20 protein-coding genes and 2 pseudogenes are annotated in these 26,938 nt (G+C 65.2%); 12 read left to right on the top strand and 10 right to left on the bottom strand.

All coding sequences use genetic code 11. The annotated features are described in order from the left end of the window. The first annotated feature begins 28 nt into the window (after positions 1–28). From VAE54_RS00605 to VAE54_RS00600, 3 genes and pseudogenes are all read left to right on the top strand, one after another. The gene (locus tag VAE54_RS00605; RefSeq protein ID WP_322799984.1) at positions 29–982 is read left to right on the top strand and encodes a DUF523 and DUF1722 domain-containing protein; all 954 of its coding nucleotides are present in this window, start codon (positions 29–31) and stop codon (positions 980–982) included. Between the two features lie 102 nt (positions 983–1,084). Then, positions 1,085–2,038: pseudogene (locus tag VAE54_RS14460) on the top strand (ATP-dependent metallopeptidase FtsH/Yme1/Tma family protein); the annotation flags it as partial. Positions 2,039–2,134: 96 nt separating this feature from the next. Beyond that, positions 2,135–4,342 (top strand): LAGLIDADG family homing endonuclease, encoded by a 2,208-nt coding sequence (locus VAE54_RS00600; RefSeq protein WP_416223745.1) that lies wholly within the window; start codon positions 2,135–2,137, stop codon positions 4,340–4,342. Between the two features lie 59 nt (positions 4,343–4,401). Here VAE54_RS00600 and VAE54_RS00595 read toward each other — a convergent pair whose 3' ends face one another. Both VAE54_RS00595 and VAE54_RS00590 read right to left on the bottom strand, forming a co-directional pair. Continuing rightward, complete coding sequence (locus tag VAE54_RS00595) at positions 4,402–7,167, bottom strand: glycosyltransferase family 39 protein (protein ID WP_322799982.1); 2,766 nt, start codon at positions 7,165–7,167, stop codon at positions 4,402–4,404. A 24-nt stretch (positions 7,168–7,191) separates the two neighbouring features. After that, on the bottom strand, positions 7,192–7,899 hold the full coding sequence (locus VAE54_RS00590) for an SIS domain-containing protein (protein WP_322799981.1): 708 nt from the start codon (positions 7,897–7,899) through the stop codon (positions 7,192–7,194). 229 nt (positions 7,900–8,128) lie between these two features. Between VAE54_RS00590 and VAE54_RS00585 the strand changes: the two genes are divergently transcribed. The 3 genes from VAE54_RS00585 to VAE54_RS00575 all read left to right on the top strand — a co-directional run bounded on the left by VAE54_RS00585 (position 8,129) and on the right by VAE54_RS00575 (position 10,588). Beyond that, positions 8,129–8,563: an eCIS core domain-containing protein gene (locus VAE54_RS00585; RefSeq protein ID WP_322799980.1), complete on the top strand. Its 435-nt coding sequence runs from the start codon at positions 8,129–8,131 to the stop codon at positions 8,561–8,563. Between the two features lie 114 nt (positions 8,564–8,677). Further along, positions 8,678–9,817, top strand: a complete 1,140-nt coding sequence (locus VAE54_RS00580) for an FAD/NAD(P)-binding oxidoreductase (RefSeq protein ID WP_322799979.1) — start codon at positions 8,678–8,680, stop codon at positions 9,815–9,817. An 81-nt stretch (positions 9,818–9,898) separates the two neighbouring features. Beyond that, positions 9,899–10,588, top strand: coding sequence for an endonuclease III (locus VAE54_RS00575; protein WP_322799978.1), 690 nt, complete (start codon positions 9,899–9,901; stop codon positions 10,586–10,588). Between the two features lie 19 nt (positions 10,589–10,607). Here VAE54_RS00575 and VAE54_RS00570 read toward each other — a convergent pair whose 3' ends face one another. The 3 genes from VAE54_RS00570 to VAE54_RS00560 form a co-directional block, all read right to left on the bottom strand. Next, positions 10,608–12,848 carry an ATP-dependent helicase gene (locus VAE54_RS00570; RefSeq protein WP_322799977.1) on the bottom strand — a complete coding sequence of 747 codons (2,241 nt, stop codon included), beginning with the start codon at positions 12,846–12,848 and terminating at the stop codon, positions 10,608–10,610. 116 nt (positions 12,849–12,964) lie between these two features. Beyond that, on the bottom strand, positions 12,965–13,429 hold the full coding sequence (locus VAE54_RS00565) for a hypothetical protein (protein WP_322799976.1): 465 nt from the start codon (positions 13,427–13,429) through the stop codon (positions 12,965–12,967). A 70-nt stretch (positions 13,430–13,499) separates the two neighbouring features. After that, positions 13,500–14,762 carry an MFS transporter gene (locus VAE54_RS00560; protein ID WP_322799975.1) on the bottom strand — a complete coding sequence of 421 codons (1,263 nt, stop codon included), beginning with the start codon at positions 14,760–14,762 and terminating at the stop codon, positions 13,500–13,502. 160 nt (positions 14,763–14,922) lie between these two features. Here VAE54_RS00560 and VAE54_RS00555 point away from each other — a divergent pair, with 160 nt between their 5' ends. From VAE54_RS00555 to VAE54_RS00530, 6 genes are all read left to right on the top strand, one after another. Beyond that, positions 14,923–16,053 carry a hypothetical protein gene (locus tag VAE54_RS00555; protein ID WP_322799974.1) on the top strand — a complete coding sequence of 377 codons (1,131 nt, stop codon included), beginning with the start codon at positions 14,923–14,925 and terminating at the stop codon, positions 16,051–16,053. A 37-nt stretch (positions 16,054–16,090) separates the two neighbouring features. Then, positions 16,091–17,407, top strand: coding sequence for a C39 family peptidase (locus VAE54_RS00550; RefSeq protein WP_322799973.1), 1,317 nt, complete (start codon positions 16,091–16,093; stop codon positions 17,405–17,407). Positions 17,408–17,731: 324 nt separating this feature from the next. Next, the gene (locus tag VAE54_RS00545) at positions 17,732–18,214 is read left to right on the top strand and encodes a flavin reductase family protein (protein ID WP_322799972.1); all 483 of its coding nucleotides are present in this window, start codon (positions 17,732–17,734) and stop codon (positions 18,212–18,214) included. A gap of 33 nt (positions 18,215–18,247) precedes the next feature. Next, positions 18,248–19,093 (top strand): DegV family protein, encoded by an 846-nt coding sequence (locus VAE54_RS00540; RefSeq protein WP_322799971.1) that lies wholly within the window; start codon positions 18,248–18,250, stop codon positions 19,091–19,093. A gap of 55 nt (positions 19,094–19,148) precedes the next feature. After that, entirely contained in the window at positions 19,149–19,799 is a 651-nt protein-coding gene (locus VAE54_RS00535; RefSeq protein ID WP_322799970.1) for a Uma2 family endonuclease, read from the top strand. Positions 19,800–19,973: 174 nt separating this feature from the next. Continuing rightward, positions 19,974–20,819 (top strand): polysaccharide deacetylase family protein, encoded by an 846-nt coding sequence (locus VAE54_RS00530; protein ID WP_322799969.1) that lies wholly within the window; start codon positions 19,974–19,976, stop codon positions 20,817–20,819. A gap of 217 nt (positions 20,820–21,036) precedes the next feature. Here VAE54_RS00530 and VAE54_RS00525 read toward each other — a convergent pair whose 3' ends face one another. The 5 genes and pseudogenes from VAE54_RS00525 to VAE54_RS00510 form a co-directional block, all read right to left on the bottom strand. Next, a complete protein-coding gene (locus VAE54_RS00525; protein WP_322799968.1) occupies positions 21,037–22,404 on the bottom strand; it encodes a UDP-glucose/GDP-mannose dehydrogenase family protein in 1,368 nt (455 codons plus the stop codon). Between the two features lie 44 nt (positions 22,405–22,448). Beyond that, entirely contained in the window at positions 22,449–24,011 is a 1,563-nt protein-coding gene (locus VAE54_RS14455; RefSeq protein ID WP_416223744.1) for an ABC transporter ATP-binding protein, read from the bottom strand. 111 nt (positions 24,012–24,122) lie between these two features. Next, positions 24,123–24,968: pseudogene (locus VAE54_RS14450) on the bottom strand (ABC transporter permease); the annotation flags it as partial. A gap of 284 nt (positions 24,969–25,252) precedes the next feature. Next, a complete protein-coding gene (locus VAE54_RS00515; RefSeq protein WP_322799966.1) occupies positions 25,253–26,440 on the bottom strand; it encodes an ABC transporter permease in 1,188 nt (395 codons plus the stop codon). A 253-nt stretch (positions 26,441–26,693) separates the two neighbouring features. Further along, positions 26,694–26,915, bottom strand: a complete 222-nt coding sequence (locus VAE54_RS00510) for a cold shock domain-containing protein (RefSeq protein ID WP_322799965.1) — start codon at positions 26,913–26,915, stop codon at positions 26,694–26,696. Between the last annotated feature and the right edge of the window lie 23 nt (positions 26,916–26,938).

Here is a 26,938-nt window from a genome sequence, read left to right as displayed (position 1 = left end):
TCGCTGCTCCTTTGAGGAGGACACGACGATGGAATGGCCTCGCCTGCGCATTGGAATCAGCGCATGCCTGCTGGGAGAGCCGGTTCGATTCGACGGAGGACACCGCCGGGATGATTTCGTGCAGCGCCTCCTGGACCCCTATGTGGAGTGGATTCCTGTGTGCCCCGAAGCGGAGGTCGGGATGGGGATCCCTCGGGAGCCCGTGATCCTGGTCGGGGATCCGGCATCGCCCCGCCTGGTCGGCCGCCGGAGCGGACGGGACTGGACCGAGGCCATGGAACGCTGGGCTGCCGCCCGTCTGGAGGAGCTGGCCGCCCTCGACCTGGATGGGTTCATCTTGAAGAAGGGATCCCCCAGCTGCGGCCTGTTTCGGGTTCCTGTGCACACCGAGAGCGGGATGCCCGGGCGCACCGGCTCCGGTCTGTTCGCCCGGGCCCTCGTCCGTCGCTGGCCCATGCTTCCGGTCGAGGAAGAGGGCCGTCTGCGCGATCCCGCCCTGCGAGAGCGCTTCATCGCCGCCCTGTTCACTTACCGGCGCTGGCGGGACTGGCAAAGATCCTTCCCCGAGCCGGAAGGGCTCATCCGATTCCATACGGCCCATAAGCTGTTCCTGATGGCTCGGAGCCCCGCCCGCCTGCAACGCCTCGGACAGCTGGCCGCCCGCGCCGGCCGGCGCTGGCCGGAGATCCTCCCCGATTATGAGGCCGAGCTGGCCCAGGCAATGGGGGAGCTGCTCACCCGCGGCCGGGTTGCCAACGCCCTGCATCACGCCCTGGGATACCTCCGGCGGATGCTGCCGGATCCGGAGCGCCAGGAGCTGATCGAGCGCATCCAAGCCTACCAGGAAGGCCGGGTGCCTCTGATCGTCCCCCTCACCCTGTTCCGGCACCATCTCCAGAAAGCCTCCGCGCCCGAATGGCTCCGGCAACAGATCCTCTGGCATCCTTATCCAGAGGAGCTGGTGTGGCGCAGCCCGCTGTAATCCTTCGTCGATCGGGCTTCATCCCCATTCATGTCGGAAGAGGGAAATCCAAGGATTTGCGTGATATAATCAAGGTGGAAATCGGAGGACAGGAGGCCGCTGGTGAATTCGGCGCGATTGCGCAACGGGTTGATCTGGCTCCTCATCGCGGTCACCCTGATCGTCTTCCTGGCGATGGGTCGGGGAGGCGGGAGCCGTGGGGAATCCGTCTCCCTCACGGATATCGCCGCCCGCCTGGAGGCCGGCGAGGTGAAGAAAGTCGTCGTCAGCGGAGACTACGTCCAGGTCGAGCTCAAAAACGGGAAGATCCTGAGCACCGTTAAAGAGAACGGTTCGACTTTCCTGGATCAGATGAAAGCCCTGGGAGTCCCCGAGGATAAGCTCCGGAGCATCCAGTATGTCCCGGAGCGCCCCAACGAGTGGGGAGGCATCCTCATCGCCTTCCTGACCTACGGGTTGCCGGTCCTTCTGGTGGTGGGCCTCTTTTATTTCATCCTGCGCCAGGCCCAGGCTCCCGGGAACCAGGCCTTCAATTTCAGCAAGAGCCGGGCCCGTATGTTCACCGGGGAGCGCCCCACGGTCACCTTCGATGACGTGGCCGGGGTCGATGAGGCCAAGCAGGAGCTTCAGGAGGTGGTGGAGTTCCTGAAGGAGCCGGAGAAGTTCATCGCCCTGGGCGCCCGGATCCCGAAGGGGGTCCTTCTGGTCGGCCCGCCGGGAACCGGCAAGACCCTCCTGGCCAAGGCGGTCTCCGGCGAGGCGGGGGTTCCCTTCTTCTCGATCTCGGGCTCCGAGTTCGTGGAGATGTTCGTGGGCGTCGGGGCCGCCCGGGTTCGAGATCTCTTCGAGCAGGCGAAGCGCCACAGCCCGTGCATCGTGTTCATCGATGAGATCGACGCGGTGGGCCGCTACCGCGGAGCCGGGATCGGCGGCAGCCACGATGAGCGGGAGCAGACCCTCAACCAGATCCTGGTGGAGATGGACGGCTTCGACACCGACACGAATGTGATCGTCATGGCCGCCAGCGTCACCGGTGATACCCCCATCCTGATCAGGGAGCGAGACGGGCGCGTCCGCCTTCTGCCCATCGCGGAAGTGGTGGATCGCTATTACGCGCCCGGAGAGGAGGGGATCGAGAAGCCCGCTGACTTCATGGCCCTGGGGCTGGTGCCCCGCCACGATCCTCGGGGGAATCACTCCCTGCTCTTCGGCCACAGCGCGTTCGTCCCGGTCCGCGGTGTGTTCCGCCACCGGGTGGCCGAGATCTATGAGATCGAATTCGCCGGCGGAACCATCCGGGCTACGGGCAATCACTCCGTGTTCGTGCGCACCCGGCAGGGGCTGGTTACCAAGGCGGTGGCCGAGCTACAGCCTGGCGATGTCCTGGTCGCCCTGCCTTACAAGGTGAACCGTTCCTCTCGCGCCCGCTCGGTTCGCGCCCATCGCTTCCCTCAGGCTTTTTCGATGGAGCTCCCCGTTTACCTGGAGCGCGAGGAGGTCCGGGCCGCCTATGAATGGGCCACCGCCGCCCCAATTCCCCAGGCCGCCATTGCCGCAGCGATCGGCGTCTCCCAGACCACGGTCTCCAAGTGGCGCCGTGGGCTCCATCTCCCGCGCCTCCTGACCCGTACGGTCTATCGCCACACCCTGCCGGAGAAGGTGCCGGTGACGCCGGAGCTGTGCCGGCTTCTGGGGTATTTCGCCGCCGATGGCTACAGCCGCAAGGAGGTGATCTTCTCCCTGGGCGCTGATGAGCGGGAGGAAATAGAGGATATCCGCCGTCTGATGCGCGAGATCTTCGGCCTGGAGCCGGACCGCGTCCGGGAAGGCCCGGGTCGGGCCATCCACCTGGTGTATCACAGCAAGCCGCTGGCGGATTTCTTCGCCCGCCATGTCGGCCGGACGGCCTGGAACAAGCATGTGCCGGCCTTCCTGTTCGAAGCTCCCTTTGAGTATTTCGTGGAGTTCCTGCGAGGCTATGCCCGGGGGGATGGCTACATCGACGCCAGGGGCAAGCTGGAGATCACTTCGGTGAATCGTCAGCTGATCCTGGAGCTCCACTGGCTCTGCCGGATGCATGGCCTCAACAGTTACATCTCCACCTTCCGCGCCCGGGCCGGGCGCCGGATTGCCGGAGGCAAGCCGCTCCCTGCTACCCGCGCTTATCGACTGGGCCTGAGCCGCTGGGATAACCCCCTGCTGCCCGGCTGGAAGCGGGAGAACAGCCGCGCCCACCTTCCGGTGGTCCGCTCTGTGCGCCGGATCCCTTACGATGGCTATGTCTATGATCTCTGTGGCTGTCAATATGAGGCTTTCTTCGGCGGAGAGACGCCCATCCTGCTGCATAACACGAACCGCCCGGATATCCTCGATCCCGCCCTCCTGCGCCCCGGGCGTTTCGATCGCCGGGTGATCCTGGATCGGCCGGACGTGAAAGGGCGGGAGGCGATCTTCCGGGTGCACCTGCGAGGCAAGCCGCTGGACGATGATGTGGATGTGTCGGTGCTGGCCCGGGCCACGCCGGGCTTCGTCGGCGCGGACATCGCCAACGTGGTCAACGAGGCCGCCATCCTGGCCGCCCGCAAGAACAAGAAGAAGATCTCCATGAAGGACTTCGAGGAGGCGATCGAGAAGGTCATCGCCGGCCCGGAGCGCAAGAGCCGCATCATCACCGAGCGCGAGAAGCGCATCATCGCCTACCATGAGGCCGGCCACGCAGTGGTCGCTTACTACCTGCCCAACTGCGATCCGGTGCACAAGGTGACGATCATCCCCCGGGGCATGGCCGGCGGCTACACCCTGGCCCTCCCCGAGGAGGATCGAACCCTGTGGACCCGCTCCAAGTTCCTGGACGATATGGCGATGGCCCTGGGCGGCCGCGCCGCAGAGGAGATCGTCTTCGGCGATATCACCACGGGCGCGGCGGAGGACCTGGAGCGGGTCACCGAGCTGGCCCGGGCCATGGTCACCCGGTATGGGATGAGCGAGAAGCTCGGGCCGATGGTCTTCGGAAAGAAAGAGGAGCTGATCTTCCTGGGCAAGGAGATCGCTGAGCAGCGGGACTACAGCGACGCCGTGGCCCAGGAGATCGACGCCGAGGTCCGCCGCCTGGTGATGGAGGCCTACGAGCGGGCCAAGCGGATCCTCACCGAGCACCGGGATAAGCTGGAGGCGGTGGCTCAGAAGCTGATCGAGATGGAGACCCTGGACGCGGAGGCCTTCCGGGCGATTATGGAAGGGCGGACGCCGCCGGAACCGAAGGCGCCCGGGGCCGCCGGCCCCGCCCCCCAGCCGACGGCCCCCCAGCCCAGCGCCCCGGCTCCCGGCACCGGGCCGGCTCCGGTCCCGATCCCGGCCTGATGGAACGCTATTGCGTCGAAAGGGGGATGGATGCCTGGCCCATCCATCCCCCTTTTCGTTTACGGCCGAACTTCGATCTCCCCCAACGGGACCGCATCCAGCGGATAACGCGCCCCGGAACGATCCACAGCCCTCCAGCGCCCTTCCTCCGAGTACCAGCCGATGAAGATCCCATACGGGCCAGGGGGAAGATCTTCCGGGATCTGCAGCCGATGGATGTCCTCCACATATTCCCCCGGCTCCCAAGTCAAAATCGGACGCTGGCCTCCTTGTGGGGGCGCATCCCCTGTCGTGAGAGGCGGCTGGTCCGGTCGCCGGCTCAGATGGACGAACACCACCCCGGGGCGCTCCGGCCGGCGCCGCACGTGCCAGGCCAGACGGACCTCCACTGTCTGACCGGGGGCGGCCTGCTCCGGCTGGATCTCGTAGCGATCCAGACAGATCCATCCCTCAAAACACGCGCGACCTTCCCGGTTCAGCGGGATCGGCTTGTGACGGACCGGCCAGGGGGAGAGGCTCAGCGTGAACACAGGGTAGCCCTGGCGATAAAAAGGCCACGGGGTTTCCCACGGGATCGGCTCCCCGCGCTCGTCATAGAGAACCAGCCGGACCTGCCCGTAGCCCCGGAGGTCCGGAGGCAACGGCAGGACGAGCGGTTGCGCAACGACCTGGCCGGCCTTCCACCGATCGGAGGGGAAGAACGAAGGGCCCAGCTCTCCCCGGAACAGGAGACGACGCGTGGCGCCCTGCTGCCAGAATAAAGCCATCGAACGCGCACGAGGAGGGTCGGCTTCAGCCCGCCAGAGCAGGTGAACCGGCACTCCAAGACCGGGGAAATAGGGAGGATCCACAACCGGCCGAGCGGCAAGCAGCTGGACCCCGCCCATGGAGCGAACCCCAGGCGTCATGGAACCCGCAGGATCGGTATAGCCTTCCAGGAAGAAAGATGGCGATTCCCACCCGGACGCCCCATTCGCCGGGATGCGGCGATCGAGATCGAAGGCTTCCACCCGCAACCGATAGATCCCCGGAGGAAGGCCGGGAGGCAATCGCATACGGACCTGCTGGCGAACCAGCCGGCTCTCCGGCCATCGGTCCGGGGGGAACGAAGGCCAGATCGGTTGAACTTCCCGAGCCCAGACCTCACCCCTCCCATCGATAAGTCGAATGTCCAACCATAGATTCAGCGATGAGAGCGATCCTTTCTCCCAGAAAAACCACCAGCGGAGAATAGGATGTTCAAGCTCCGGCCCCTCTATCCATCGAAGGCGAAGGTAAGATCCGATGCGAAGATCCACCGGGATTGCTTCCGGGGACGGCTGACGATCCCAGGCATAGAGATCATAGACCAGCACACGAACCCATATATTCCGGCTGGGGAATACCTTTTGCATCAGATAGAGGCTGTTCGCGCTCAACCAGTGGGGGAGAGCCTGATTGGGCCGGAAGAGATCTTCCTGGGAGAGGCCTGTGATCAGCCAGATGCGCTCTGGACGCTGTGTGGAAGCTTCCAGCGCTTGAATCATCCCTTCCTGCTCTTCGCCCTCCCGACCGATCAGAAGAAGAGGGGCAGAGCCATGATAGTAATACCTGGCCAGTGGGGTCAGTGTGAGGTCTTGAAGAATCACCAGATCCTTTGAAATGACCTGTCGGTTCGTCCAGGCCAGAGCACCCCGCCAGTCCTCCTTGAGAGGATAGGGTTCAGAAAAATAGAGCCCATCGCTCAGGAGCATGCCAGCGCAAACAAAGGCGCTGATGGGGATCCCAACGTAAACGCTGCGGCGGATCAGGAAAGCAAATCCCAGGGATGCCAGGAGATAAGCCATTGGAGTGATCAGGAACAGATGGCGGATGTTTTGATAGAGCGGTTTTATATGAGAAAGCCCATAGAGAAGAATCGTGGGACCGAAGAAAGAGAACAGAAACAGGAAACCAACGGATCGTTTGTGGCGCAGGAGATGCCAGCTCCCTATCCCCATCGCCCCCACCCACGCCCACTGAATGGGCCACAACCCGGAATTCCTATAAGGAAAAGAAGTTCCAAAGGCGGGCGATCGGAATATGTCGATCAGAAGATCCAGAAAAGGGATGAAGCGGTAATCCCGTTCCGGCCCACTGAGCAGCCTTTGATAAAGAAAGGGAAGAAAAAGCCCCAACACAACAAAAGCAGGAAGAGATATGAGCGCCATACGGCGCTGGCTACGTTGGGGCTGAAGGAGAGCCCAAAGCCAGAGCGAAAAAAGCAGCAGGATAGAAGTATAATGCGTCAACAACATAGAAATCATCGCAGCGATCATGACAAACCGGGAAGAAGTTCGCGAGAAATTCCCGGAAAAGGAAAGCCAGAGCCGGAAAAGAAACAGGCTCTCGAGGGCCAGAAGCGTATACATCCGGGCCTCCTGGCCATACCATAAATAGAGGGGCGAGACAGCCAGGAGAAGGGCGCTGACCCAGGCCGCGGCCGGCTCCCTAAGCTGTTTCCAGACCGTCCAGGCGAGGGGAATGATGAGGATCGAAGCCCACACGGATGGGAACCGAAGAGCGAACTCCGTATCGCCAGCCAGCGCAATCCAAATTTTCAGCACAACGAAGTAAAGCGGGGGGTGATTGTCAATGGTCAGAATAGGTCGAAGACCCTGCAGGACAATCTGCCCACGGAGGAGCTCCTCCCATGAGGCCCGCGCTCTATAAAGGGTCAGGCCCTCATCGTTCCAGAGAGAGGGCTCGCCCAGTCGATAGAGCCGGAGGCCGAAGGCGAAAAGGATCAGAACCCCAAGCCCAGCCAGGGTATTCCATCTGGCGCTTCGGCTTCGAATGCTCCACATGGGTGGACCTTGAGACAAACTGGACTAAATCAGGAACAGCACCCGCCCCCGGTAACGGGCGCGCAGCTCCTGATTATGGGCGTCCGCTCCCTCCAGGTTGCCGGAACGGAACAGCGGGGGACGGATCCCCTGCTCCATCAGCCGGGCGGCCGCCTCCGCGATCACCGCCTGAAGCAGGGCGGCGCCGACCACGGTGGAGGTGGGTCCTGCGTAAAGCTCCCCATCCAGGCGGATGGCCGCATCGCCCGGAGGGCCCATGGTATCCAGGACCACATCCGCAAGCTCGAAAAGACGTTTGCCCGAGGAATGGCGGGAGGGGATGGAGCGGCTGAAGGCCACAGCGGTCACGGCGATCACCGGAAGGCCGTGCTGCCTGCCGTGAAGGGCAACTTCAATGGGGGCGGGATTGCGGCCCGAATGGGAGATCACAATCAGCACATCTCCCGGATGAAAAGCGTGGGCGGCCAGGAGAACCGGAGCAAACCCCTCCAGGCGCTCAGCCCGCCCGAACAGGGGATCCCATATGGGGTTCACACCCGCCAGCCCCCCGGCGCGACCGACGATATCCAGGGCCACCAGTTGCGAGTGTCCACTCCCAAACACATGGACGATCCGATCCCCGGCCACGGCGTCGGCGATCAGACGGGCCGCCGCAGGGATCGTGTCCCGATTCGCTTCGAAGGCGCGCTGCAGCTGATCCAGAACCACCTCACGATAGCGGGTCCAGCTCATGGGTTCTTCCCCTGAGCGGAAGGATCATCCAGTAAATTGTAGTCATTTCCGGGACAGCGCACACGAGCGGGTCGCCCATGATCGCCGTGAATCCAGATGGGATTTGCCCCGTTTGGCTCCCACTCCGAAGACCGTATGATCGGAGAGAGGATGCTTTCTGGGGATCACGCGGGGTCTCATCGGAGTTCCGCGCGATCTCGAAAACCCCATGGGTATGGAGGCAACCGGGATGATCCCTTACCGAGGACCGATCCCCGAGTCGATACGGGCTCTGCTGCGCGAGCTTGCCGACCCCTGGCTTTCCGAGATGGATTGGGAACGCGCATGCCTGCACGTCGGGACCCCGCTCTCCCGGCTGATCCTGCGGCTGATGCCGGATCCGATCCCCGGGGTCGACCCGGCCGCCGTGACCCTCGGACGACATATCTTTATAGATCCGGATTACTGGCCGCTGGATCGGTTGCCGGGATTCCTCCTCCTGGTCCACGAGCTGGTCCACATCCGCCAGTGGCGGGAGAAGGGCATCATCGGGTTTTTGCTGGCTTATCTTAAGGATTATCTAACGCATCCTCAACGCTATGGAGGAGTTCGCCTGGAGCATGAGGCGGTTCAGGTCGCCACCCGGGTGGAGGAGCGCTGGCATGCGCGCCATTTCCCCGTGTAAACTAGAAGCGTTAGCAGGCGCACGGAGGCTTTCTTCAGACCGGAGAGGAAGGGCGATCGGGCCTTCCGGATCTGAGAGGTTCGATCCCCGAAAGCCTTGGAACAGGAGGGTTTCATGCGACGGGTGTTGATCCTGGGCGGCGGCTTCGGGGGAGTGGCGACGGCTTATGCGCTCCGTCAACGGCTCCCCCCAGAGGACGAGATCCTTTTGATCGAGCGACGTCCATATTTCATGATGGGCCTGCGCAAGACGTGGGCCATGATCGGCCGGGGCACCCTCGAGGAGGGGCGCCGGCCGTTGAAGGCGCTGGAGCGCCTGGGCATCCGCGTCCTGCAGGCCACGATCCATGCCATCGATCCGGCCAACCGGGCCGTGGAAGCGGACGGCCAGCGCCTGGAAGGGGACGCGATGGTGATCGCGCTGGGCGCCGAACTGGATCCGGACGCCATCCCCGGCTTCCGGGAGCACGCGATCAATGTATACGATCCCCAGGAGATCCCCCGGGCGGCGGAGGCGGTGCGCGCGTTCCAGGGCGGGCAGGTCGTGATCGGGATTTTCGGCGCTCCGTATAAGTGCCCGCCCGCGCCCTACGAGATGGCCTTCCTGTTGAAGGACTTCTTCGAGGCGCGGGGCATCCGGGCCCATCTGTCGGTGTTCACCCCCCAGCCGATGTCCCTCCCTGTTCTGGGAGCGGCCGGCTGCTCCGTGCTGGAGGGGCGCCTCGCGGAGCATGGGATCGAGTTCTCCCCCAACCAGAAGGCCACATCCGTGGAAGCGGGAGCGGTGCGCTTCGGCGAGCGGCGACGGCCCTTCGATCTGCTTCTGGGAGTGCCCCCCCACCGCTGTCCGGAAGTGGTGGTTCGCAGCGGTCTCACTGATGGCGGAGCCTGGGTGCGGGTGAACCCCCGGACGCTGGAAACCCGATTCCCGGGCGTTTACGCCATCGGCGACATCACCGAGATCCTCCTCCCGAACGGCATGCCCATGCCCAAGGCGGGGGTCTTCGCGGAGGCGGAGGGCCAGGTGGTCGCAGAGCGGATCGCGGCGGTGTTCGCCGGTCGGGAGCCGATGGCCGCCTTCACGGGAGAGGGATTCTGTTACCTGGAGATGGGACGAGGCGAGGCGATGCTGGTGCGTGGGCGCTTCCTCGCGGATCCGGCTCCCGAGATCGAGCTCACCGAGCCCTCCTCCCGTTACCTGGAGGAAAAGCGGGCCTTCGAGGCGGAGCGGCTCCGGGCCTGGTTCGGAGAATAGAATCGCCCTCCCGCGGCCGCCCCCCCGATTGCGGTCCCGCGATGTAAGCCCTGAGAACCATCCGGCAGCAGAACTGGAGATATGGATCGACCCCGTGCAGCGCTAAAGCGGAAGGCGGAAGAAATCGACCGTGCGCTGGAGGCCTATTACGGGATCCCGGCCCGCTGGCGGCTGGATCCCCTCTCGGAATTGATCCTGACCGTCCTCTCTCAGAACACCAGCGACATCAACAGCTGGCGGGCTTTCGAGCGGCTGCGCGAACGGTTTCCCACCTGGGAGGCGGTGCGGGATGCCCCCGTGGAGGCCGTGCAGGAGGCCATCCGGCCCGCCGGGCTTTCCGCTCAGAAAGCGCCCCGTATCCAGCGGATCCTGCAGCGGATCACGGAGGAGCGCGGGGAGCTGTCCCTCGACTTCCTGGCGGAATGGCCGGTGGAGGAAGCCAAAGCCTGGCTGCGGAGGCTGGACGGGGTGGGGCCGAAGACAGCGGCCATCGTGCTCCTGTTTTCGCTGGATAAGCCCGCGTTCCCGGTGGATACGCACGTTCACCGCGTGGGAACCCGTCTGGGCCTGATCCCCGAGGGGATGTCCGCGGAGAAAGCTCATGACTGGATGGAAGCGCTGGTCCCGCCGGAACGATACCTCCCCTTCCACCTGCTCCTGATCCGCCATGGCCGGGAGATCTGCAAAGCCCAGCGACCGCGTTGCGAGCTCTGCCCGGTGCGGCGCTGGTGCGATTTCTATCGAAGGCGCCGGTTGAAAGCGGACTCATAGATCATAACCAGCTCACGCGCTACGAAGGGGGACGTGTCGGATCCGGGAGGATCTGCAGGTTTGCAAACCCGGCCAGGAGCCGCTTAAGCCCAGCTTCCTCGAACATCACCACCACCTCTTCGTCCGGGCCAGCCCGCCGGCTCTCCAGGATCAGCCCTTCCCCAAACTGAGGATGACGAACCCGCATGCCCGGGCGGAAGCGCAGGCTGGAGGGAGGGGCCACCGGGGTTTCCTGTAAAGCGGCCGCTTTGCGATCCCGCCGGGATCGAGGGGCCCGTGGAGTGCGGTGCCCAGGCACCGCACTCCACAGCTCCTTCGGGATCTCTCGGAGGAACCGCGAGGGCGTGCGGATCTCCTCATACCGACGGAAGGCATAGGTCAGGAACAGGAGATCTTTGGCTCGCGTCATCCCCACGTAGAACAGGCGCCGCTCTTCCTCCAGGGCGGCGGGCTCATCCATAGAACGGCTGTGCGGAAGCAACCCCTCCTCCAGACCGGTGATGAACACCGCCTCGAATTCCAGCCCCTTGGCGGCATGGAGCGTTAACAGGATCGGCGCATCCACGTCATCCCGCAGGGTATCCACATCGGAGATCAGGGCCGCCTCGCTGAGGAAGACCGCCAGCGGATCCTCGAAAGCGCCCGGTCGATAGGGGGCAGCGACCCGCAGCAGCTCCATCACGTTATCCCAGCGCCGTCCTCCGATCTCCCGCTCCTGATCCTCCAGGCTCTCCAGATATTCCGCGTAGCCGATCTCATCGATGATGCGCCGCAACAACTCCGCCACGCCCATGCGCTCGCGGGCCGCCTGCCAGGCCCGGATCCGCTCGATGAGATCGACGAGGGCATGGCGGATTTTCTGGGGAAGGGAGATCCCACCCCTCCCCCCTTCCCCTCCCCGAATCGGGGAGGGATGGCCCGTGGCCTGTTCGATGGCCGTGAACAGAGAGCTCCCCTGCTGCTGGGCCAGCGCCGTTAACTTGGAGAGCGTCGCCGGGCCGATCCCCCGTGGGGGCACGTTCAGGACGCGGACCAGGCTGAGATCGTCATGGGGGTTCAGGACCAGGCGGAGGTAAGCCAGAAGGTCCTTGATCTCGCGGCGCTGATAGAAGCGGACGCCGCCCACCAGCCGGTAGGGCAGACCGGCCCGGATGAAGGCTTCCTCCAGCGCCCGGGATTGCGCGTTGGTCCGATACATCACAGCGATCTCCTGAGGCCGAACCCCACGGGTTTCGATCAGCTCCTGGATATGACGGACCACGAAGGCGGCCTCGTCCTCTTCGTCGAACGCTTCGTAGACCGTAATCGGGGAACCGGGCCCGCGGGCGGCGACCAGGCGCTTCTCGTTATACCGCTCCCGGTTGAAACGGATAACCGACTGGGCCGCCTCCAGGATGGTCCGGGTGGACCGGTAATTCTCTTCGAGGATGATGATGCGGGCCTCAGGGAAATGTTCCCGGAAGCGGATGACATTGCGGAAATCCGCCCCGCGCCAGCCGTAGATGCTCTGATCCTCATCCCCCACGCAAAACAGGTTGCGGTGCCGGGAGGCCAGCAGCCGCAACAGGAAAACCTGCACGGTGTTCGTATCCTGGAACTCGTCCACCAGGATATGGCGGTAGCGTTCCTGATAGCGGGCCAGGGCCTCGGGGTGGTTTTCAAACAGATCGACCGCCCGCAGCAGGAGATCATCGAAGTCCAGGGCATCGGCGGCTCGCAGGCGTTCCTCATAGCGGCTGTAAACGCGAGCGACGATCTCATCGAAGTAGGTGCGAATGGGGTAGTCATCCGGACGGATGAACTCGTTCTTGGCCCGGGAGATGGCCGCCCGCAGCGCCCCGGGCCGGTAGCGCTTCTCATCCAGGTGGAGATCGCGCAGCGCCTGCCGGACGGCTTCCAGCTGGTCTTCCTCGTCGTAAATCACAAATTGAGGGTTCAGGCCCAGGAGCGAGGCTTCCCGGCGCAGGAAGCGGGCGCAGATGGCGTGGAAAGTCCCCAGGGTGAGCTCGGCGGCCCGCTCGCCGAACAGAGCCTCCAAGCGGGCCCGCATTTCTTCCGCCGCTTTATTGGTGAAGGTGACAGCCAGGATGTGGAAGGGAGAGACACGGCGAACGGTCAGCAGATAGGCGATCCGGTAGGTCAGCACCCGCGTTTTCCCGCTGCCCGGCCCGGCCAGCACCAGGATCGGCCCGTCCGGCGCAGTGACCGCTTCCTGCTGGCTGGGGTTCAATTCCCTGAGAAAGGAAGGAAGGTGACGCATAGGCGCTCCGATGGGCAATGGGGTTGTCCTCCAGAACGGGATCCTCTTCTTTCAGGGGGAAGTCCGCGGCCTCCCCCGAACGCTACCGCCTGGAAAACTTCGAGCAGATCCGCGCCTTATGCCCCCCTTGGGGGAGTTGGGAGGTCGTGGGCGCCGGCTTGCTCCCGGGCGAGGATCGGCTCCAGCGTCTGGATCCAGAGCGTCAGACGCTGAGCGAAACGCTCCAGGCTTTCCTCATCCAGCGGCGGAAGCGGATGGGTCTCAAACACCTTGGCCCATCCGCGATCCCATAGCTCGGCCTCCACGTAAGGCCCCAGGCGATCCCGGATCTCCCAGATGTGACGGCTCATCCGCTTGAGAGCGTCCCGATTTCGCTCCGGGTCCCGGCTCTCAAAATGCAGGCCGATCTCGATGCGCCCCCGCCGTTCCCCCAGGTGCCACACCTCGTAGTGAAACGCCGGGTCGTGATAGTAGACCTGCACCAGCCATGGCCGGGCGGACCATCGGAACCCCCGGAGGTCCGGCGGGAGGAGCGGCTGAAGTCGTTTGGGAAGCGCCTCCATCCATTCCCGCAACCGCACGAGCGCCTCCGCATTCTACCAGACGCTGGATCCAGGGAAGCCTTGCCTCTCCCCGCGCTCGATCGGAGGCTCACAGGCGTTTATCCGTCCAGGCGGGGGGGCGTGCCAGGAGCAGACTGCCCAGGAACAGCAGGCCGGCCAGGCCGTAGATCACATCGTAACCCAGCAGGCTGCCCGTGGTCCGGTTCAGCGCGTCGATGGCCGGGCCGCTCAGACGGGCGATGGCGCTGCCCACCGCCGTGGCGATATTCCCCAGCCCCAGATAGCGCGCCGCCTCATCGGAAGGCACGATGCGAGTGATCCAGGTCCAGCTGGCCGCCACGAACATGGCCACGCCCACTCCGATGGTCAGCGAAGCGGCCACCAGCACCGGGAGCTCCGGCCGTCCATACAGCCGGGATACACCGAGGAAGCCGAAGGTCCCCAGGCTGGCCAGGATCCCGGCGCCCTGGAGCAGCGGGCGCACGCCCCAGCGATCGGCCAGGGCGCCGGAAGGCACCATCAGCAACAGGATCACCGCCCCCAGGATCGCCGAAAGGGCGCCATTGAGCGCCTGCGCCTGCTCCATCGTCAGGCCCATGGTATCCCGGAAGAAGAAGATCAGAAAGGTGCGCAGCGTCAGCAGCGCCCACCAGAACATGAGGCGATGGGCCAGCCAGAAGGCAAAGGTGGGGGCGCGGCCCCATTCCACCTGATAGATCCAGGCGGGGCGACGAGCCGGCGGCTCGACCAGAGCCTGGGAGGGCACCGCTGCCGCCGTGATCAGCCCAACCAGAAGATAGAGCATCACCAGCACCGGATAGGGCCCCCAGATTTGCCCCCGGCCCAGGAAATAACCGGCGATCAGCGGACCGATCACCACCGCCGGGATCTCCATAAATCCCTTGATCCCGGAGGCCCGGCCCCGCTGATCCTCGGGCACATGATCGGGGATCAACCCCTGGTAGGCGGCCTGCACCATGTTGGAGAACGTTTGCACCAGGAGCAGAGCCAGGATGAGCAGCGGCACAGAAGGCGCGGCAATGAGGAGGGCCAGGGCCACGGCCAGGAGCAGGCTGCCCAGCCAGAGGAACGGCTTGCGACGTCCCCAGGGACTGTGGATCCGATCGCTCCAGGCTCCAAAGACCGGCTGAACCAGGGCGGCCCAGATCAGGCCGATGAAGGCCACGCTGCCCAGCAGGGTGTTCTGCCAGCCCGGGCCCGCCAGCTCGCTTGCCTTCTGGCTCAGCCACGGGGGATCCACCACATTGGAGGTCATGGTTAAAGCCAGCCCATACAGGCTCAGGGCGATCCACTGAGGCCAGGTGGTGGCAGCGCCTCGCGCGGTCGTCATCGTGGAGTCCTCCGGCCGGAAGGGATGAGATTCTCCCCATCTCCGGGTATGATTCTAACTCAGAGAGTGATGGGAAGAACGCGCGCTCCCAAATCCCATAGGGAAGACGGCGGCGCAACCCCTGATGCCACAAGATGATGGGAAAGCTCGGGGGGACCATATGAAAGATCTCGCCCTGCTGGTGATGGTGGGCCCGATGGGGAACCACCCGCTGGAACAGCAAATGGGGCGGATCCTCCGGGTGGCGGCTCAGGAGACCATCCGTCGGATCATGGATACCGGACAGGTGGCCCGGGTCATCCTGGCCGCTCCGGATCGAGAGGGCCTGGAAGCCCTGGAAGGGGCCCCTTTCCCTCTGGAAGTGGATCTGGATCCGGGGGGTCAGCCGTTCGAATTCGGCGCCCGCCTGGCCGAGCTGATCCAGCGCCATCGGATCTCCCGCCTGCTCTACGTAGGGGCGGGCGCCGCGCCCTTGATGAGCTCGGCGGATTGGGAAGCGGTGCTCACCACGTTCGCGGAAATCCGGCAAGGCCTGCTGACCAACAACCTGCATTCCAGCGACTGGATTGCGGTGGCCCCGGCGGAGATCATCCCCGCCTGTGCCCGGCGGCTTCCCACGGACAATGCGATGGCATGGGTGCTGCATCGGGAGGCCGGTCTCCCGGCGCGGGTCTGGCCGCGTTCCACCGCCTCCCTCCTGGATCTGGATACACCGGTGGACGCCCTGATCGCCGCCCAGCATCCCCAGGCGCCTACCGCTCTCCGAGAGGCCGTGGCGCGAACCGGATGGGATCCCTCCCGGGTGCACCGGATCCAGGCCCTGTTGCGAACCCCGGGGAGCCGTCTGATCGTGGCGGGGCGCGTCCCCTCGTGGGCCTGGACGGCCCTGGAACGGCACGCCCAGGTCTGGACCCGCGTGTTCAGCGAGGAGCGGGGGATGCAGGCCAGCGCCCGGATGCAACGGGGCGAGGTGCGCTCCCTGGTGTATGCTTATCTTCAGGCAGTAGGGCCCCCGCGCTTCTTCGAAACGCTAACGGAACTGGCCGATGGAGCCCTGCTGGACCTCCGGGTCTGGATGGCGGCCGCCGGCCGCTGGCCATCGCCCGCGGACCGCTACGCCGCGGATCTCTTTGCGGCTTCCGAGATCCGCGATCCGGTGATCCGGGAATGGATCGAAGCCGCGGCTCGGGCGCCTCTGGCCCTCCTAATGGGAGGCCATACGCTGGTCGCCGCAGGCCTGGTGGCGCTACTGGAAGCCGCCTTCGATATCCCGCGCATTTCCATAGAATAAAGAGTTACATACCCACGATCCGGGAAGGGGATACGGGATGGGATTCCATCGGAAATGGATCGGGCTCAGCCTGCTGGTGGCTTTCCTGAGCCTGGGGGCGATCTGGGAGGGCCTTCACCGCCTTCCCCCTCGCTATATCGCTCGACTGGTCCCGGAGCCCCTTCAGCCCTGGTTCTGGCCGGCGCATCCGGAAGAGGTCCCCACGCCGATGGCAACGGTGCCCCCGGAACGGCTAGCGGCTCTTCTCACGCCGGCTGCTCCGCGCCCTTCCCCGACAAGGACCGCCCGTCCTTCCCTGACGCCGGTCCCTTCTCCATCGCCCACCCTCACCCCGCCTCCCTCGACGCCAACGCCTACCGTCACCCGGCCGGCGTTCCCGGGGCCGACCCAGGCCGCGCGCAATACCCCGGCGGCGCTGGATCAGGCCGATGTGTTGCTTTACGGAGTGCGCCATATGTTCCAGACCTGGAACAATTGCGGGCCGGCCACCCTGGCGATGGCCCTGAGCTTCTATGGGTGGCACGGGTCCCAGCGGGATACAGCGGCTGTCCTGAAGCCGGACCCGGAGGACAAAAACGTCTCGCCGGAGGAAATGGTGGCCTTCGCCCGAAGCCTGGGGCTGGGGGCACGGGTGCGGGTGAATGGGGATATCGAATTGCTCAAGCGTCTGCTCCGATCCGGCTTCCCGGTGATCATCGAGACCGGCTTTGAGCCCGATCCCCGGCAGGGATGGATGGGGCATTATAGGCTCCTGATCGGTTACAGCGAGCGGGCGGGGCAGTTCATCCTGATGGACTCCTATATGGGTCCCAATCAGGGCGTTCCATATGCCGAGGTGGACCGTTACTGGCGGCACTTCCATCGCACGTATATCGTGATCTATCCTCCCGGGGCGGAGGGCCGCCTCCGGGAGCTGATCGGCCCCACCTGGGACGACGACCGCCGGATGTGGGAGGAAGCGTTGGCCCGGGCGCAGGAGGAGCTCGCGGCCCATCCTCAGGAGGCCTTCGCCTGGTTCAATGCGGGCGCCGCGCTGTTGCATCTGGGGCGGGTCGAGGATGCCGCAACGGCCTTCGATCAGGCGCGGTCTCTGGGGCTGCCCTGGCGGATCCTGTGGTATCGGTTTGAGCCTTTCGAGGCTTATCTGGCGGCTGGCCGTTACACCGATGTCATCGCCCTGGCGGATGCGAACCTGCGGGTGACACCTTATGTTGAAGAATGGTATGACTATAAGGGCCAGGCGCTGCTGGCGTTGGGGGATCGGGAGCGCGCCCGGGCGCTCTTCGAGCAAGCCCTGCGGATCAACCCCCACTTCCAGGCGGCCCGGGCCCACCTGGAGGCCGTATCTCCCTGATGCCGTCGCAGAGATCGCTGCGGAAGCGGCTCCTACCGGTGATGATCGGGCTTCCGCCCTGGCCCTTTCGCCCTAACGCTTCAGTCCCGACCTTGCCCTCAGCGTCCGAAGCGGATGACCCAAGCGCCTACCTGAACCCGAAGAGCTTCACGCCCCCTTCCCCCCTTCGCAAGGAGGGGAACCCATTGCCGGGAAGGGAGTGTTCCAGGTAAGCTATGAAACAATCCCCCTCGCCGTGGTTCGGCGGGCCACGGGAAGGGGCGATTCCCCCTCCGAAGGCGAGGGCGTCCATGCGAATCCGAACAACGGGAGGAGGGACAAACGATGGATCCCGAGATCCGCAAGCGCACCCTCAGGCTGATCACCTATGGCCTTTACGTGCTGACCGCGGCGGATGGGGAGGAGATCGCCGCCGGGACCATCAACTGGCTCTCCCAGGCCTCGTTCAACCCACCCCTGGTGATGGTGGGAGTGAAACGGGACAGCCATCTCCACGCGTTGATCGAGCGGACCGGTCAATTCGCCGTGAACATCCTGGGGGCCGGGCAGAAAGAGATCGCTGCGGCTTTCTTCCGCCCCACCCAGGTGTCCGAAGGGCGGTTGAACGGCTATCCCTTCGAGCGGGGCCCCCAGACCGGCGCGCCGCTCCTCCTGGACCTGCCGGCATGGTTTGAGGCCCGGGTGACGGATGCGGTGCGCCGGGGGGATCATACCGTGTTCGTGGCGGAAGTGATCGAGGCCGGCCTGCGAGACCCCGATGCGAAGCCGCTGGTGATGTGGGATACAGGATGGTATTATGGGGGATGACCAGCCGATTACCCCCACCGGGATGATAACGCGATGGTGCGGATCGTTACGGATAGCGGCGCACATCTTCCGCCCGAATTGTTCCGCCAGTATGCGATCACGGTAGTCCCCCTGGTGGTGAACATCGGCGGGCGGACCTACTATGAGGGAGAGGATCTGGATCTGGAGACCTTTTATCGATATCTCCAGACCTCCCCGACGCTCCCCACGACTTCCCAGCCGCCGGTGGGTCGGTTTTATGAGACCTACCGGCAGCTGAGTGAGGAGGGGCATCCTATCCTCTCGATTCATCTTTCCTCGGCGCTGAGCGGGACCTACGCATCGGCGGTGGCGGCGCGGGAGATGCTCCCCGAGGCGGAGATCCATGTCGTGGACACCCGCTGGATCTCCGTCCCTCAGGGGATGCTGGTGCTGGAAGCCGCTCGCATGGCCCGCGCCGGGGCGACCGCCCGGGAAATCCTGGAGCGCCTGGAGTTCATGAGGACCCGCATGGTGTTTTATTTCGTTCTGGACACCCTGGAGTATTTAGCCAAGGGAGGACGGGTGAGCAACATCCAGGCGCTGATGGGGAACCTCCTCCAGTTGAAGCCGATCCTGAAACTCCACGAGGGTCGGATTGAGGCGCATGAGCGGGTGCGAACCACTCAGCGGGCCCGGGCCCGCCTCCTGGAGCTGATCCGGGAGTATGCCCGCGGGCGGCGGGATCTTCGGATCGGGGTGATGCACACCCGGCTTCCGGAAGTGGCGGAAGCGATCGCCCGCGCCCTGGAGGAGGAACTGCGACCAGCGGAGATCATCGTCGCCGAGGCCGGGCCCGCTGTGGCCACCCATGCCGGGCCTGGAGGACTGGGGCTGGCATGCTATGGGTCCGAGGAGTAAACGGCTCACCGGAGCGCAACCGCCGGGTCTGACGGCAAGGGCACAGGAGGCAGAGATGGGACACTGGAAGTTCGGCGCGCGGGTGGAGGTGGCGGAGCGGATGACGGCCGAGGAGTTCCTGGAGCTGGCGCCGGAGGATCGCAAGGCCGAGCTCATCGACGGGGTGATGATCATGCCCTCGCCCGCCCTGGACATCCACGAGCGATTGTTCGGATTCCTGTATACTCTGCTGCGGGTGTATGTGGAGCTTCATGATCTGGGGGAGGTGCGGGGATCCCGCACGCCGGTGGTGCTGGCCCCCGACCAGGTCTACGAGCCGGACATCCTGTTCGTGGCCCGGGAGCGAGCCCATCGGATCACCGAGCGCGGGGTGATGGGCGCGCCCGACCTGGTGGTGGAGATCCTCTCCCGCGGCACCCTCGCCTACGACCGGGGACCCAAACTGCAGGGATACGAGCGGGCCGGGGTGCCGGAAGTCTGGCTGATCGATCCCTACGGGCCAGCAGGGACCGAGTTCTACCGGCTGGAGGGAAACCGCCTGACCCCCATCCCGGTGGAAGGCGGGATCCTGCGGAGCAGGGCCCTCCCCGGCTTCGCCATGCCGGTGGAATGGCTGTGGCCCGAAGGGAAATTCATCCCCATCCGCGAAGCCCTCGCCTGGATCGAAACCCACCGGGAACGCTCCCCCGGGGAATCGATGGGCTGACTGGTTCCGGCCGGGGCGCGGCTTCTGAAGGCCGATCGGCTCCTCCCAGCCGCTCGTCCCGGCCGTGGGCCACCGCGCCGCGAGCGATCGCCTGGAGCCTTCCCGAAGAAAACCCTGCGCAAAGCGGGATCCTGCAGTGAGGACAGGCGTATCCATCCCGGGAGGTATGGTGCCATGGGCATCCACAGAGGCCCCGCGACCATCCGATCCCCTGGGATCTTCCCAGGAAACCTTCTCCTGCTCCTGCTCGGCGCGCGATGGCCGGAGACTGCTCCCCCGCCGGGCCGGCCGGTTCCCGATGAAGACCCCCGGGTATTGCGCCAATCCCTGCGGGAAGCCCGGAGAGGGCTTTCCAGGCCCCGCCGGCGGGCAGGACCGCCTCCCTGTGCCACACCGGGCGTGGTCTGCCGTGGATCCCCTCCTATGGTGGCGCTGACCTTCGATGATTGTTTCCTTCCCCATCTGATGGAACCCCTGCTTCAGGATCTGGAGGCGGCAGGGGCTCGGGCCACCTTCTTCTGTGTGGGACGGATATTCCGCGCCCACCCGGAGCTGGTCCGGCGCCTGGTGGCCGGCGGCCACGAGCTGGGCAATCACACCCTCCATCATCGCGTGCTAACGCCCCATCCAGACCCCGCGATCATCGACGCCGAGCTCGACGGCTGGCAGCGGGCTGTGGAGGAGGCCCTGGGCCAGCCCTACCCCACCCGCTGGTTTCGACCGCCAGGGATGGCGGGCTTCACCACGGAAGCGGATCCGGAGATCCTGGAGGCGGTGCGGCGGCGCGGCATGCGGGTCGCCCTCTGGACGCTGGATATCTACCGGACGCTGGATCGACAGGGCGTGCGGGATCCAGAGCGGGTGGCCGCCTTCCTGCGGGAGCACGTGCGGGGTGGAGAGATCATCCTGCTGCACATCAGCTCATGGAACGTAGAAGGAGCCCGCCGGGCGCTGCCAGACCTGGCGGCCCGCTTCCGGCTGGTCACCCTGAGCGAGATGTTCCCGCCGGACGCCCCGTGATCCGGATGGAGATCCTCCCCCATCCCGACGGGCCGGCCCCGCCCAACGGTCCGCCCGGTTGAGGGAACCCGCGCGGTGAAGCTATACGAGATGGGGCGTCTTTCTGCCGATCGGGCTGACGGGCAGGTTCCGGGTCGAGTTTCTCCTGAACCTGCGCCGCTACCCCGTGTTCCCCCTAACGGCAGAACTGGAAGATCTGGAGACCGCTCCAGCCGCCTTATCCTTCTGAGATGCCGGCCCTTGCCGCGGCGGCGAACGGTGGGTCCCCCTCCGCCGTCGCGTTGGTGCCCCGACCGATCCCCCGGTAAATGAAGCCCAGCTCGCGCATGAGGCCCGGCTCGTAGATGTTGCGGCCGTCGATGAGCACCGGCCGCCGCATGAGCTGCTTGATGCGCGGAAGATCCAGGTGCTTGAACTCGTTCCAGTCCGTCACCACCACCAGGGCGTCCGCCCCCGCCGCCAGCTCGTAGGGATCGGCGCACATGATCACCTGGGGGAGAACCCGGGCGGCGTTGGGCATGGCCACCGGATCATAAGCGCGGACGATCGCGCCCTCCTCAAGCAGATATCCCGCGATCTCCAGCGCCGGGGCCTCCCGGATGTCATCGGTGTTCGGCTTGAAGGCCAGCCCGAGCAATCCGATCACCATGCCGTTCAGATCCCCCAGGATCTCCTTCAGCTTCCGCACCACCCGCCGCCGCTGGTCCCGGTTGATCTCCACCACCGCTTGCAGCAGCTGCGGATGGCATCCGTGGACAACCGCCATGTGGATGAGGGCCTTGACATCCTTGGGGAAACAAGACCCCCCCCACCCTACCCCCGCATCCAGAAAGGCGCGGCCGATGCGCTTGTCGTAGCCCATGCCGGCCGCCACCTCCTTCACATCCGCCCCCAGGGCCTCGCAGATGTTGGCGATCTCGTTGATGAAGGAGATCTTGGTGGCCAGGAAAGCATTGGAAGCATACTTGATCATCTCCGCGGTGCGCAGATCGGTGATCATAATCGTGCTGCGCAGGGGCAGATACAGCTGCGCCACCTTCTCTGCCGCCTCCCGATCCAGCGAGCCCAGCACGATACGGTCCGGGTTCATAAAATCGTAAACGGCGGATCCCTCCCGCAGGAACTCCGGATTGGAGACCACCCAGAAGGGGATGGGCCGGCGCTGGCGGCTGCGCACGATGTCCGCCACCCAGTCCCCCGTCCCCACCGGCACCGTGCTCTTGTTGACGATGATCAGGGGATGATCCATCACCTCGCCGATGCGCTCGGCGGCCATGCGCACATACCGCAGATCCGCTTCGCCGTCCACCCCCTCCGGCGTCCCCACGGCGATGAAGACGAACTCCGCCGGCAGGCCGTTGATGCCCTCCTCGTAGGAGACGGTGAAGGAAAGACGGCCCGCTTTCATGTTGCGGCGGACGATCTCCTCCAGCCCCGGCTCGAAAATCGGGAGGCGGCCCTCCTGGAGCATGGCGATCTTTTCTTCGTTGATATCCACACAGGCCACACGGTTGCCCAGATCAGCCAGGCACGCCGCCGTGGTGAGCCCGACATACCCTGCGCCGATCACGCAGATCCGCTTCATTCCTACCCCCTGAGGAGGGATGATCGGAGATGAGAGCAGTTGCCCTACGCGCGCTCCGAAGGTTGGGCGATCGGCCACCGCTCCGCCGGGAACACGCCCGCCATCAGCAGCCCCACCTGCTGCAGCGTGGCCTCCGCCTGATCCAGGATGGCGACGATACGGCCCCGATACATCACCGCGATCCGATCCGCCAGGGAGAAGATCTCATCCAGCTCGGTGGAGACCAGGAGGACCGCCGCTCCCTGATCGCGCATCTCCACGATCTTGCGATGGATATACTCGGTCGCCCCCACATCCAGACCCCGGGTTGGCTGGTTGGCCACCAGCAGGCGGATGGGGCGGGAGAGCTCCCGGGCGGCGATCACCTTCTGCTGGTTCCCCCCGGAGAGGCTCCGCACCGGCGTATCGGGGCTGGGCGTTCGGATGTCGTAGAGGGCGATCAAACGCCGCGCGTGCTCCCGGACCGCCTGGGGTTGCCGCTGGATCCCCCGGGCGAAGGGGGGCTGATAGTAGGTGTTGAGGACCAGGTTGTCCGCCACGGAATACGGCAACACCAGGCCGTGCTTCTGGCGGTCTTCCGGGATGTGGGCCATCCCTCGTTCGGTCCGATCACGGGTCGGCTGCAGGGTGATCTCCTCCCCCAGCAGGAGCACCCGGCCGCCGGCGGCTGGCCGCAGCCCGACCAGGGCCTCGATCAACTCCGTCTGGCCGTTGCCCTGCACCCCGGCGATCCCCAGGATCTCGCCCGCATGCACGGAGAAGCTGACCCCATTGACCACCATCGCGCCCCGGTCGTCGCGGACCCGGAGATCCTCCACCCGCAGGACCTCCGGACCGGGCCGGGCGGGGGTCTTCTCCACCGTCAGCATCACCTCGCGACCGACCATCATCGCCGCCAGATGCGCCTCATCCGCCTCCCCAGGGGTCAGGGTGCCCACCACGCGGCCGTTTCGAAGCACCGTAATGCGATCGGCGACCGCCATGACCTCCTTCAGCTTGTGGGTGATGAAGATGATCGAGACCCCCTGCTGCTGCAGGTTGCGCATCACCCGGAACAGCTCTTCGGTCTCCTGAGGGGTCAGCACCGCCGTGGGCTCGTCCAGGATCAGGATATCCGCCCTCCGGTAAAGGGCTTTCAGGATCTCCACCCGCTGTTGAACCCCAACCGGCAGATCCTTCACCCGCGCTTCCGGGTCCACTTCCAGCCCGTAGCGCTGGGAAAGGGCGCGGACTTCCTCCACGGCCCGCCGGAGATCCAGGAAGGGCCCGCGCCGGACTTCCTGGCCCAGGATGATGTTCTCGGCCACCGTGAACACAGGCACCAGCATGAAGTGCTGGTGGACCATCCCGATGCCCATACGGATCGCATCGCTGGGGCTGCGGATCTCCACCGGCTGGCCCCGGATGTAGATTTCCCCTTCATCGGGATGATAGAGGCCATACAGGATGTTCATCAGCGTGGTCTTCCCCGCTCCGTTCTCCCCCAGGACGGCATGGATCTCCCCCCGACGCAGGGAGAAATTCACATGATCGTTGGCGACCACGCCGGGGAAGCGCTTGACGATCCCCTCCGCCCGCAGGATCTCCCCGTCCGCGGAGAGCTCCAGCGGAGAGGGATGAGCGGCCCGACGACGGGGAGGCAGGGTCTCCCGCTCATAGGGCTGCCCGTCCGCCGCAGGCGGGATCGTCCGCCCGACGATGCCGGTCAGCACCAGCATGGTCATCACATAGGGCACCATGCCCACGAACTGAGAGGGGGCGGGGAACTCGAATTGCTGGGCGTTGGCCTGAAGGGCCTGCGCGGCCCCGAACAGCAGCGTGGCCGCCCACGCCCCGAACGGCGTCCAGTTCCCAAAGATCATCGCGGCCAGGGAGATGAAGCCCCGGCCGTTGGTCATCAGGGGCTCAAAGGCCGGCACTGACTCGAGGGTGAAATACGCCCCAGCCAGGCCGGCGATCGCTCCGCCCAGGACCACATTGATATAACGAAGCCGGATCACATCGATCCCCAGGGTGTCCGCGCCGCGCGGGTGTTCCCCCACGGCCCGCGTCCGCAGACCCCATACGGTCCGGAACAACAGGATATGCACCAGGATCACCAGGATCGGCGCCAGCCAGGTGATCGGCTGCTGGCTGAAGATACTGCCCACCAGAGGGAGCTCGGAAAGCCCGGGGAGGGCGATGCGGGGGAGCACGCCGGGGGAATGGGGCATCTGGCCCCCAAAGAAAAGCTGGCGGTTCAGATACCCCGTGATCCCCACCGCCAGGATGTTGATCACGGTCCCGCTGATGATCTGATCGGTCTTGTAGGTGACGGAAAGGACAGCGTGAAGCAGGCCCAGGAGGGCCCCCGTGAGGATGGCGATGAGCACGCCCAGGAGAAGAGCCAGGAGGCCCGGAACGCCGGCGTCGTAGATATAGAGGGAGGCCGTGAACCCGGTGAACGCCGCCGTCAGCATCATGCCCTCAATGGCGATGTTCACCACCCCGCTCCGCTCGCAGAAGATGCCGGAGAGGGCCCCCAGCACCAGCGGGGTGGAAACCCGGATGGTGGTGGCCAGCATGCTGACGAGGATCACCGCCGCCGGATAGCGCCCATAGCCCAGCGCCACCGCTGTTCCAAAAATCAGGGCGATCACGCCGATGATAAAGCCGAATCGCCGCGCGTCCATCCCGCATCCTCTCCGAACAGGTCTGGAAACCGGACGCCTATCCTGCCTCCATGAACAGAGATTGCGCTGTTGATCCCCTCATGGGGCTCCCCCCTCCGTCTTAGCGACGCCGGACCGCGTTCCGACGCACCGAGAAGAAAAAGGGGGAGGATAGGGCATCGCAGGCCTTTCATACCTCAAAGCTCCCCCCACCCGCGGGTCAGCACCATCTGTTCCGCCTCGGCCGCCCCGCGGAAGAGCGGCCGATAGAGGGCGCGGATGATCGCCTCCGCCGCCACAAACATTAAAATCAGCGCCTGGATCACCGAGATCAGATCCACCGGGACCTGGGTGAGGAATTGCATGCGACTGGCCCCGTTGCGCAGCGCGCCGAAGAGGAAGGCCGCCAGCACCACCCCGAGGGGGTGAACCTTGCCCAGCAGCGCGATGGCGATGGCATCGAAGCCATATCCCAGGTTGAAACTCAGCTCGTGACGGTAATTCAGACCGGTCACCTGCACCGCGCCAGCCATCCCGGCCAGAAAGCCGCTCATGGCCATGGTGAGCACCGTGATCCGGACGATCGGGATGCCGGCATAGCGGGCCGCGTGGGGATTCAACCCCACCGTCCGGATCTCAAACCCCAGCGTGGTCCGCCAGAGGAGCCAGGCCACCAGCAGGGCCATCCCGAGGGCGATCAGGAAACCGGCATGGAGGCGGAGATCCGGGTCCGCAAACAGCCGGGGGAGCCGGGCGGTCTCGGCGATCCGGGGCGTCCGCGCCACGACGTTGGTCGGGCTGGGATCCCGCATGGGCCCGTTCAGGAGGTAGCTGGCCGTGAGAAGCGCAATGTAGTTCATCATAATCGTGTTGATGACCTCGTGCCCGCCGGTGCGCGCCTTCAGCCAGCCCGGGATCGCTGCCCACAGGGCACCGGCCAGCGCCCCGCCCAGGATGGCCAGAGGCACATGCAGGAAGAGCGGGATGGTCCCGCCCACCAGGGGTGGGAGGGCATAGCCGATCCATGCGGCCACGATCGCGCCCAGGGCCAGCTGCCCCTCCGCACCGATGTTGAAAAGGCCTCCGTGGAACGCCAGGGCGATGCCCAGGCCGGCCAAGACATAAGGCGTCATCTGGACGAGGGTCTCGCTGAGGGCTTTCGGGGATCCGAAGGCGCCTTCCCAGAGCCCCTGGTAGGCCAGGAGGGCCAGGCGCGGCTGACCGGTGGCCAGAGCGACCACAATGCCCCCGATCCCCAGCGCCGTGAAGACGGCCAGGACCGGAACCCACAGCGCGCCCCCCTGGACGGATTGGCGCAGGAAGAGCGTCAGCCTGTCCAGTCGCCCTCCCCAAACCTGTAGAATCCCCCGGGCATTCCGTTCCACCTTTCGCCTCCTGATCAAATCCATTTGTCCCCAGGGAGAGACATGCGGCATGAAGCGCTTGCCCCTCCTCTCGTTCCCCGAACCTCCTCCCGCAACGTGGCGATGCGGGAGGGGGGGACGCGATTCGATTTTATGTGCCATGTAGGCCATCCGACAAGCGAGGCGAAAGCGCCCCTGCGGTCACAGATCCCGCTTAAAATAACAAAGGCCCTGCCTTTAGGCAGGGCCTTTGTTCGGGCGAACGGAGGATCCGTTAGGCGGATGTGCGGATCACATCGTAAGCCTGTGGCCCCTTCGCGGTCTGCCGGACGCTGAATTCCACCCGGTCCCCTTCCTCCAGGTTCCGGAAACCATCCCCCGCGATCCCGGAGTAGTGGACGAAGATGTCCTTCTCCCCGTGATCAGGCCGGATGAACCCGTAACCCTTGGTGCGGTTGAACCAGCGAACGGTCCCCTTCATGCGCGCTTCAGACATCGGACGAACTCCTCGAAAAATTT

Origin of the sequence: Thermoflexus sp. (assembly GCF_034432235.1) — a bacterium.
In the GTDB taxonomy this organism is placed as follows: domain Bacteria; phylum Chloroflexota; class Anaerolineae; order Thermoflexales; family Thermoflexaceae; genus Thermoflexus.
Note: the sequence above shows the minus strand (reverse complement) of the source record. Positions and strands in the feature narration are given on the sequence as shown.

Excerpts from the sequence above, each read along its gene's own strand:
- VAE54_RS00605 (WP_322799984.1), top strand. The coding sequence starts at position 29 with ATGGAATGGCCTCGCCTGCGCATTGGAATCAGCGCATGCCTGCTGGGA.
- VAE54_RS00600 (WP_416223745.1), top strand. The coding sequence starts at position 2,135 with ATGGCCCTGGGGCTGGTGCCCCGCCACGATCCTCGGGGGAATCACTCC.
- VAE54_RS00595 (WP_322799982.1), bottom strand. The coding sequence starts at position 7,167 with ATGTGGAGCATTCGAAGCCGAAGCGCCAGATGGAATACCCTGGCTGGG.
- VAE54_RS00590 (WP_322799981.1), bottom strand. The coding sequence starts at position 7,899 with ATGAGCTGGACCCGCTATCGTGAGGTGGTTCTGGATCAGCTGCAGCGC.
- VAE54_RS00585 (WP_322799980.1), top strand. The coding sequence starts at position 8,129 with ATGATCCCTTACCGAGGACCGATCCCCGAGTCGATACGGGCTCTGCTG.
- VAE54_RS00580 (WP_322799979.1), top strand. The coding sequence starts at position 8,678 with ATGCGACGGGTGTTGATCCTGGGCGGCGGCTTCGGGGGAGTGGCGACG.
- VAE54_RS00575 (WP_322799978.1), top strand. The coding sequence starts at position 9,899 with ATGGATCGACCCCGTGCAGCGCTAAAGCGGAAGGCGGAAGAAATCGAC.
- VAE54_RS00570 (WP_322799977.1), bottom strand. The coding sequence starts at position 12,848 with ATGCGTCACCTTCCTTCCTTTCTCAGGGAATTGAACCCCAGCCAGCAG.
- VAE54_RS00560 (WP_322799975.1), bottom strand. The coding sequence starts at position 14,762 with ATGACGACCGCGCGAGGCGCTGCCACCACCTGGCCTCAGTGGATCGCC.
- VAE54_RS00555 (WP_322799974.1), top strand. The coding sequence starts at position 14,923 with ATGAAAGATCTCGCCCTGCTGGTGATGGTGGGCCCGATGGGGAACCAC.
- VAE54_RS00550 (WP_322799973.1), top strand. The coding sequence starts at position 16,091 with ATGGGATTCCATCGGAAATGGATCGGGCTCAGCCTGCTGGTGGCTTTC.
- VAE54_RS00545 (WP_322799972.1), top strand. The coding sequence starts at position 17,732 with ATGGATCCCGAGATCCGCAAGCGCACCCTCAGGCTGATCACCTATGGC.
- VAE54_RS00540 (WP_322799971.1), top strand. The coding sequence starts at position 18,248 with ATGGTGCGGATCGTTACGGATAGCGGCGCACATCTTCCGCCCGAATTG.
- VAE54_RS00535 (WP_322799970.1), top strand. The coding sequence starts at position 19,149 with ATGGGACACTGGAAGTTCGGCGCGCGGGTGGAGGTGGCGGAGCGGATG.
- VAE54_RS00530 (WP_322799969.1), top strand. The coding sequence starts at position 19,974 with ATGGGCATCCACAGAGGCCCCGCGACCATCCGATCCCCTGGGATCTTC.
- VAE54_RS00525 (WP_322799968.1), bottom strand. The coding sequence starts at position 22,404 with ATGAAGCGGATCTGCGTGATCGGCGCAGGGTATGTCGGGCTCACCACG.
- VAE54_RS00510 (WP_322799965.1), bottom strand. The coding sequence starts at position 26,915 with ATGTCTGAAGCGCGCATGAAGGGGACCGTTCGCTGGTTCAACCGCACC.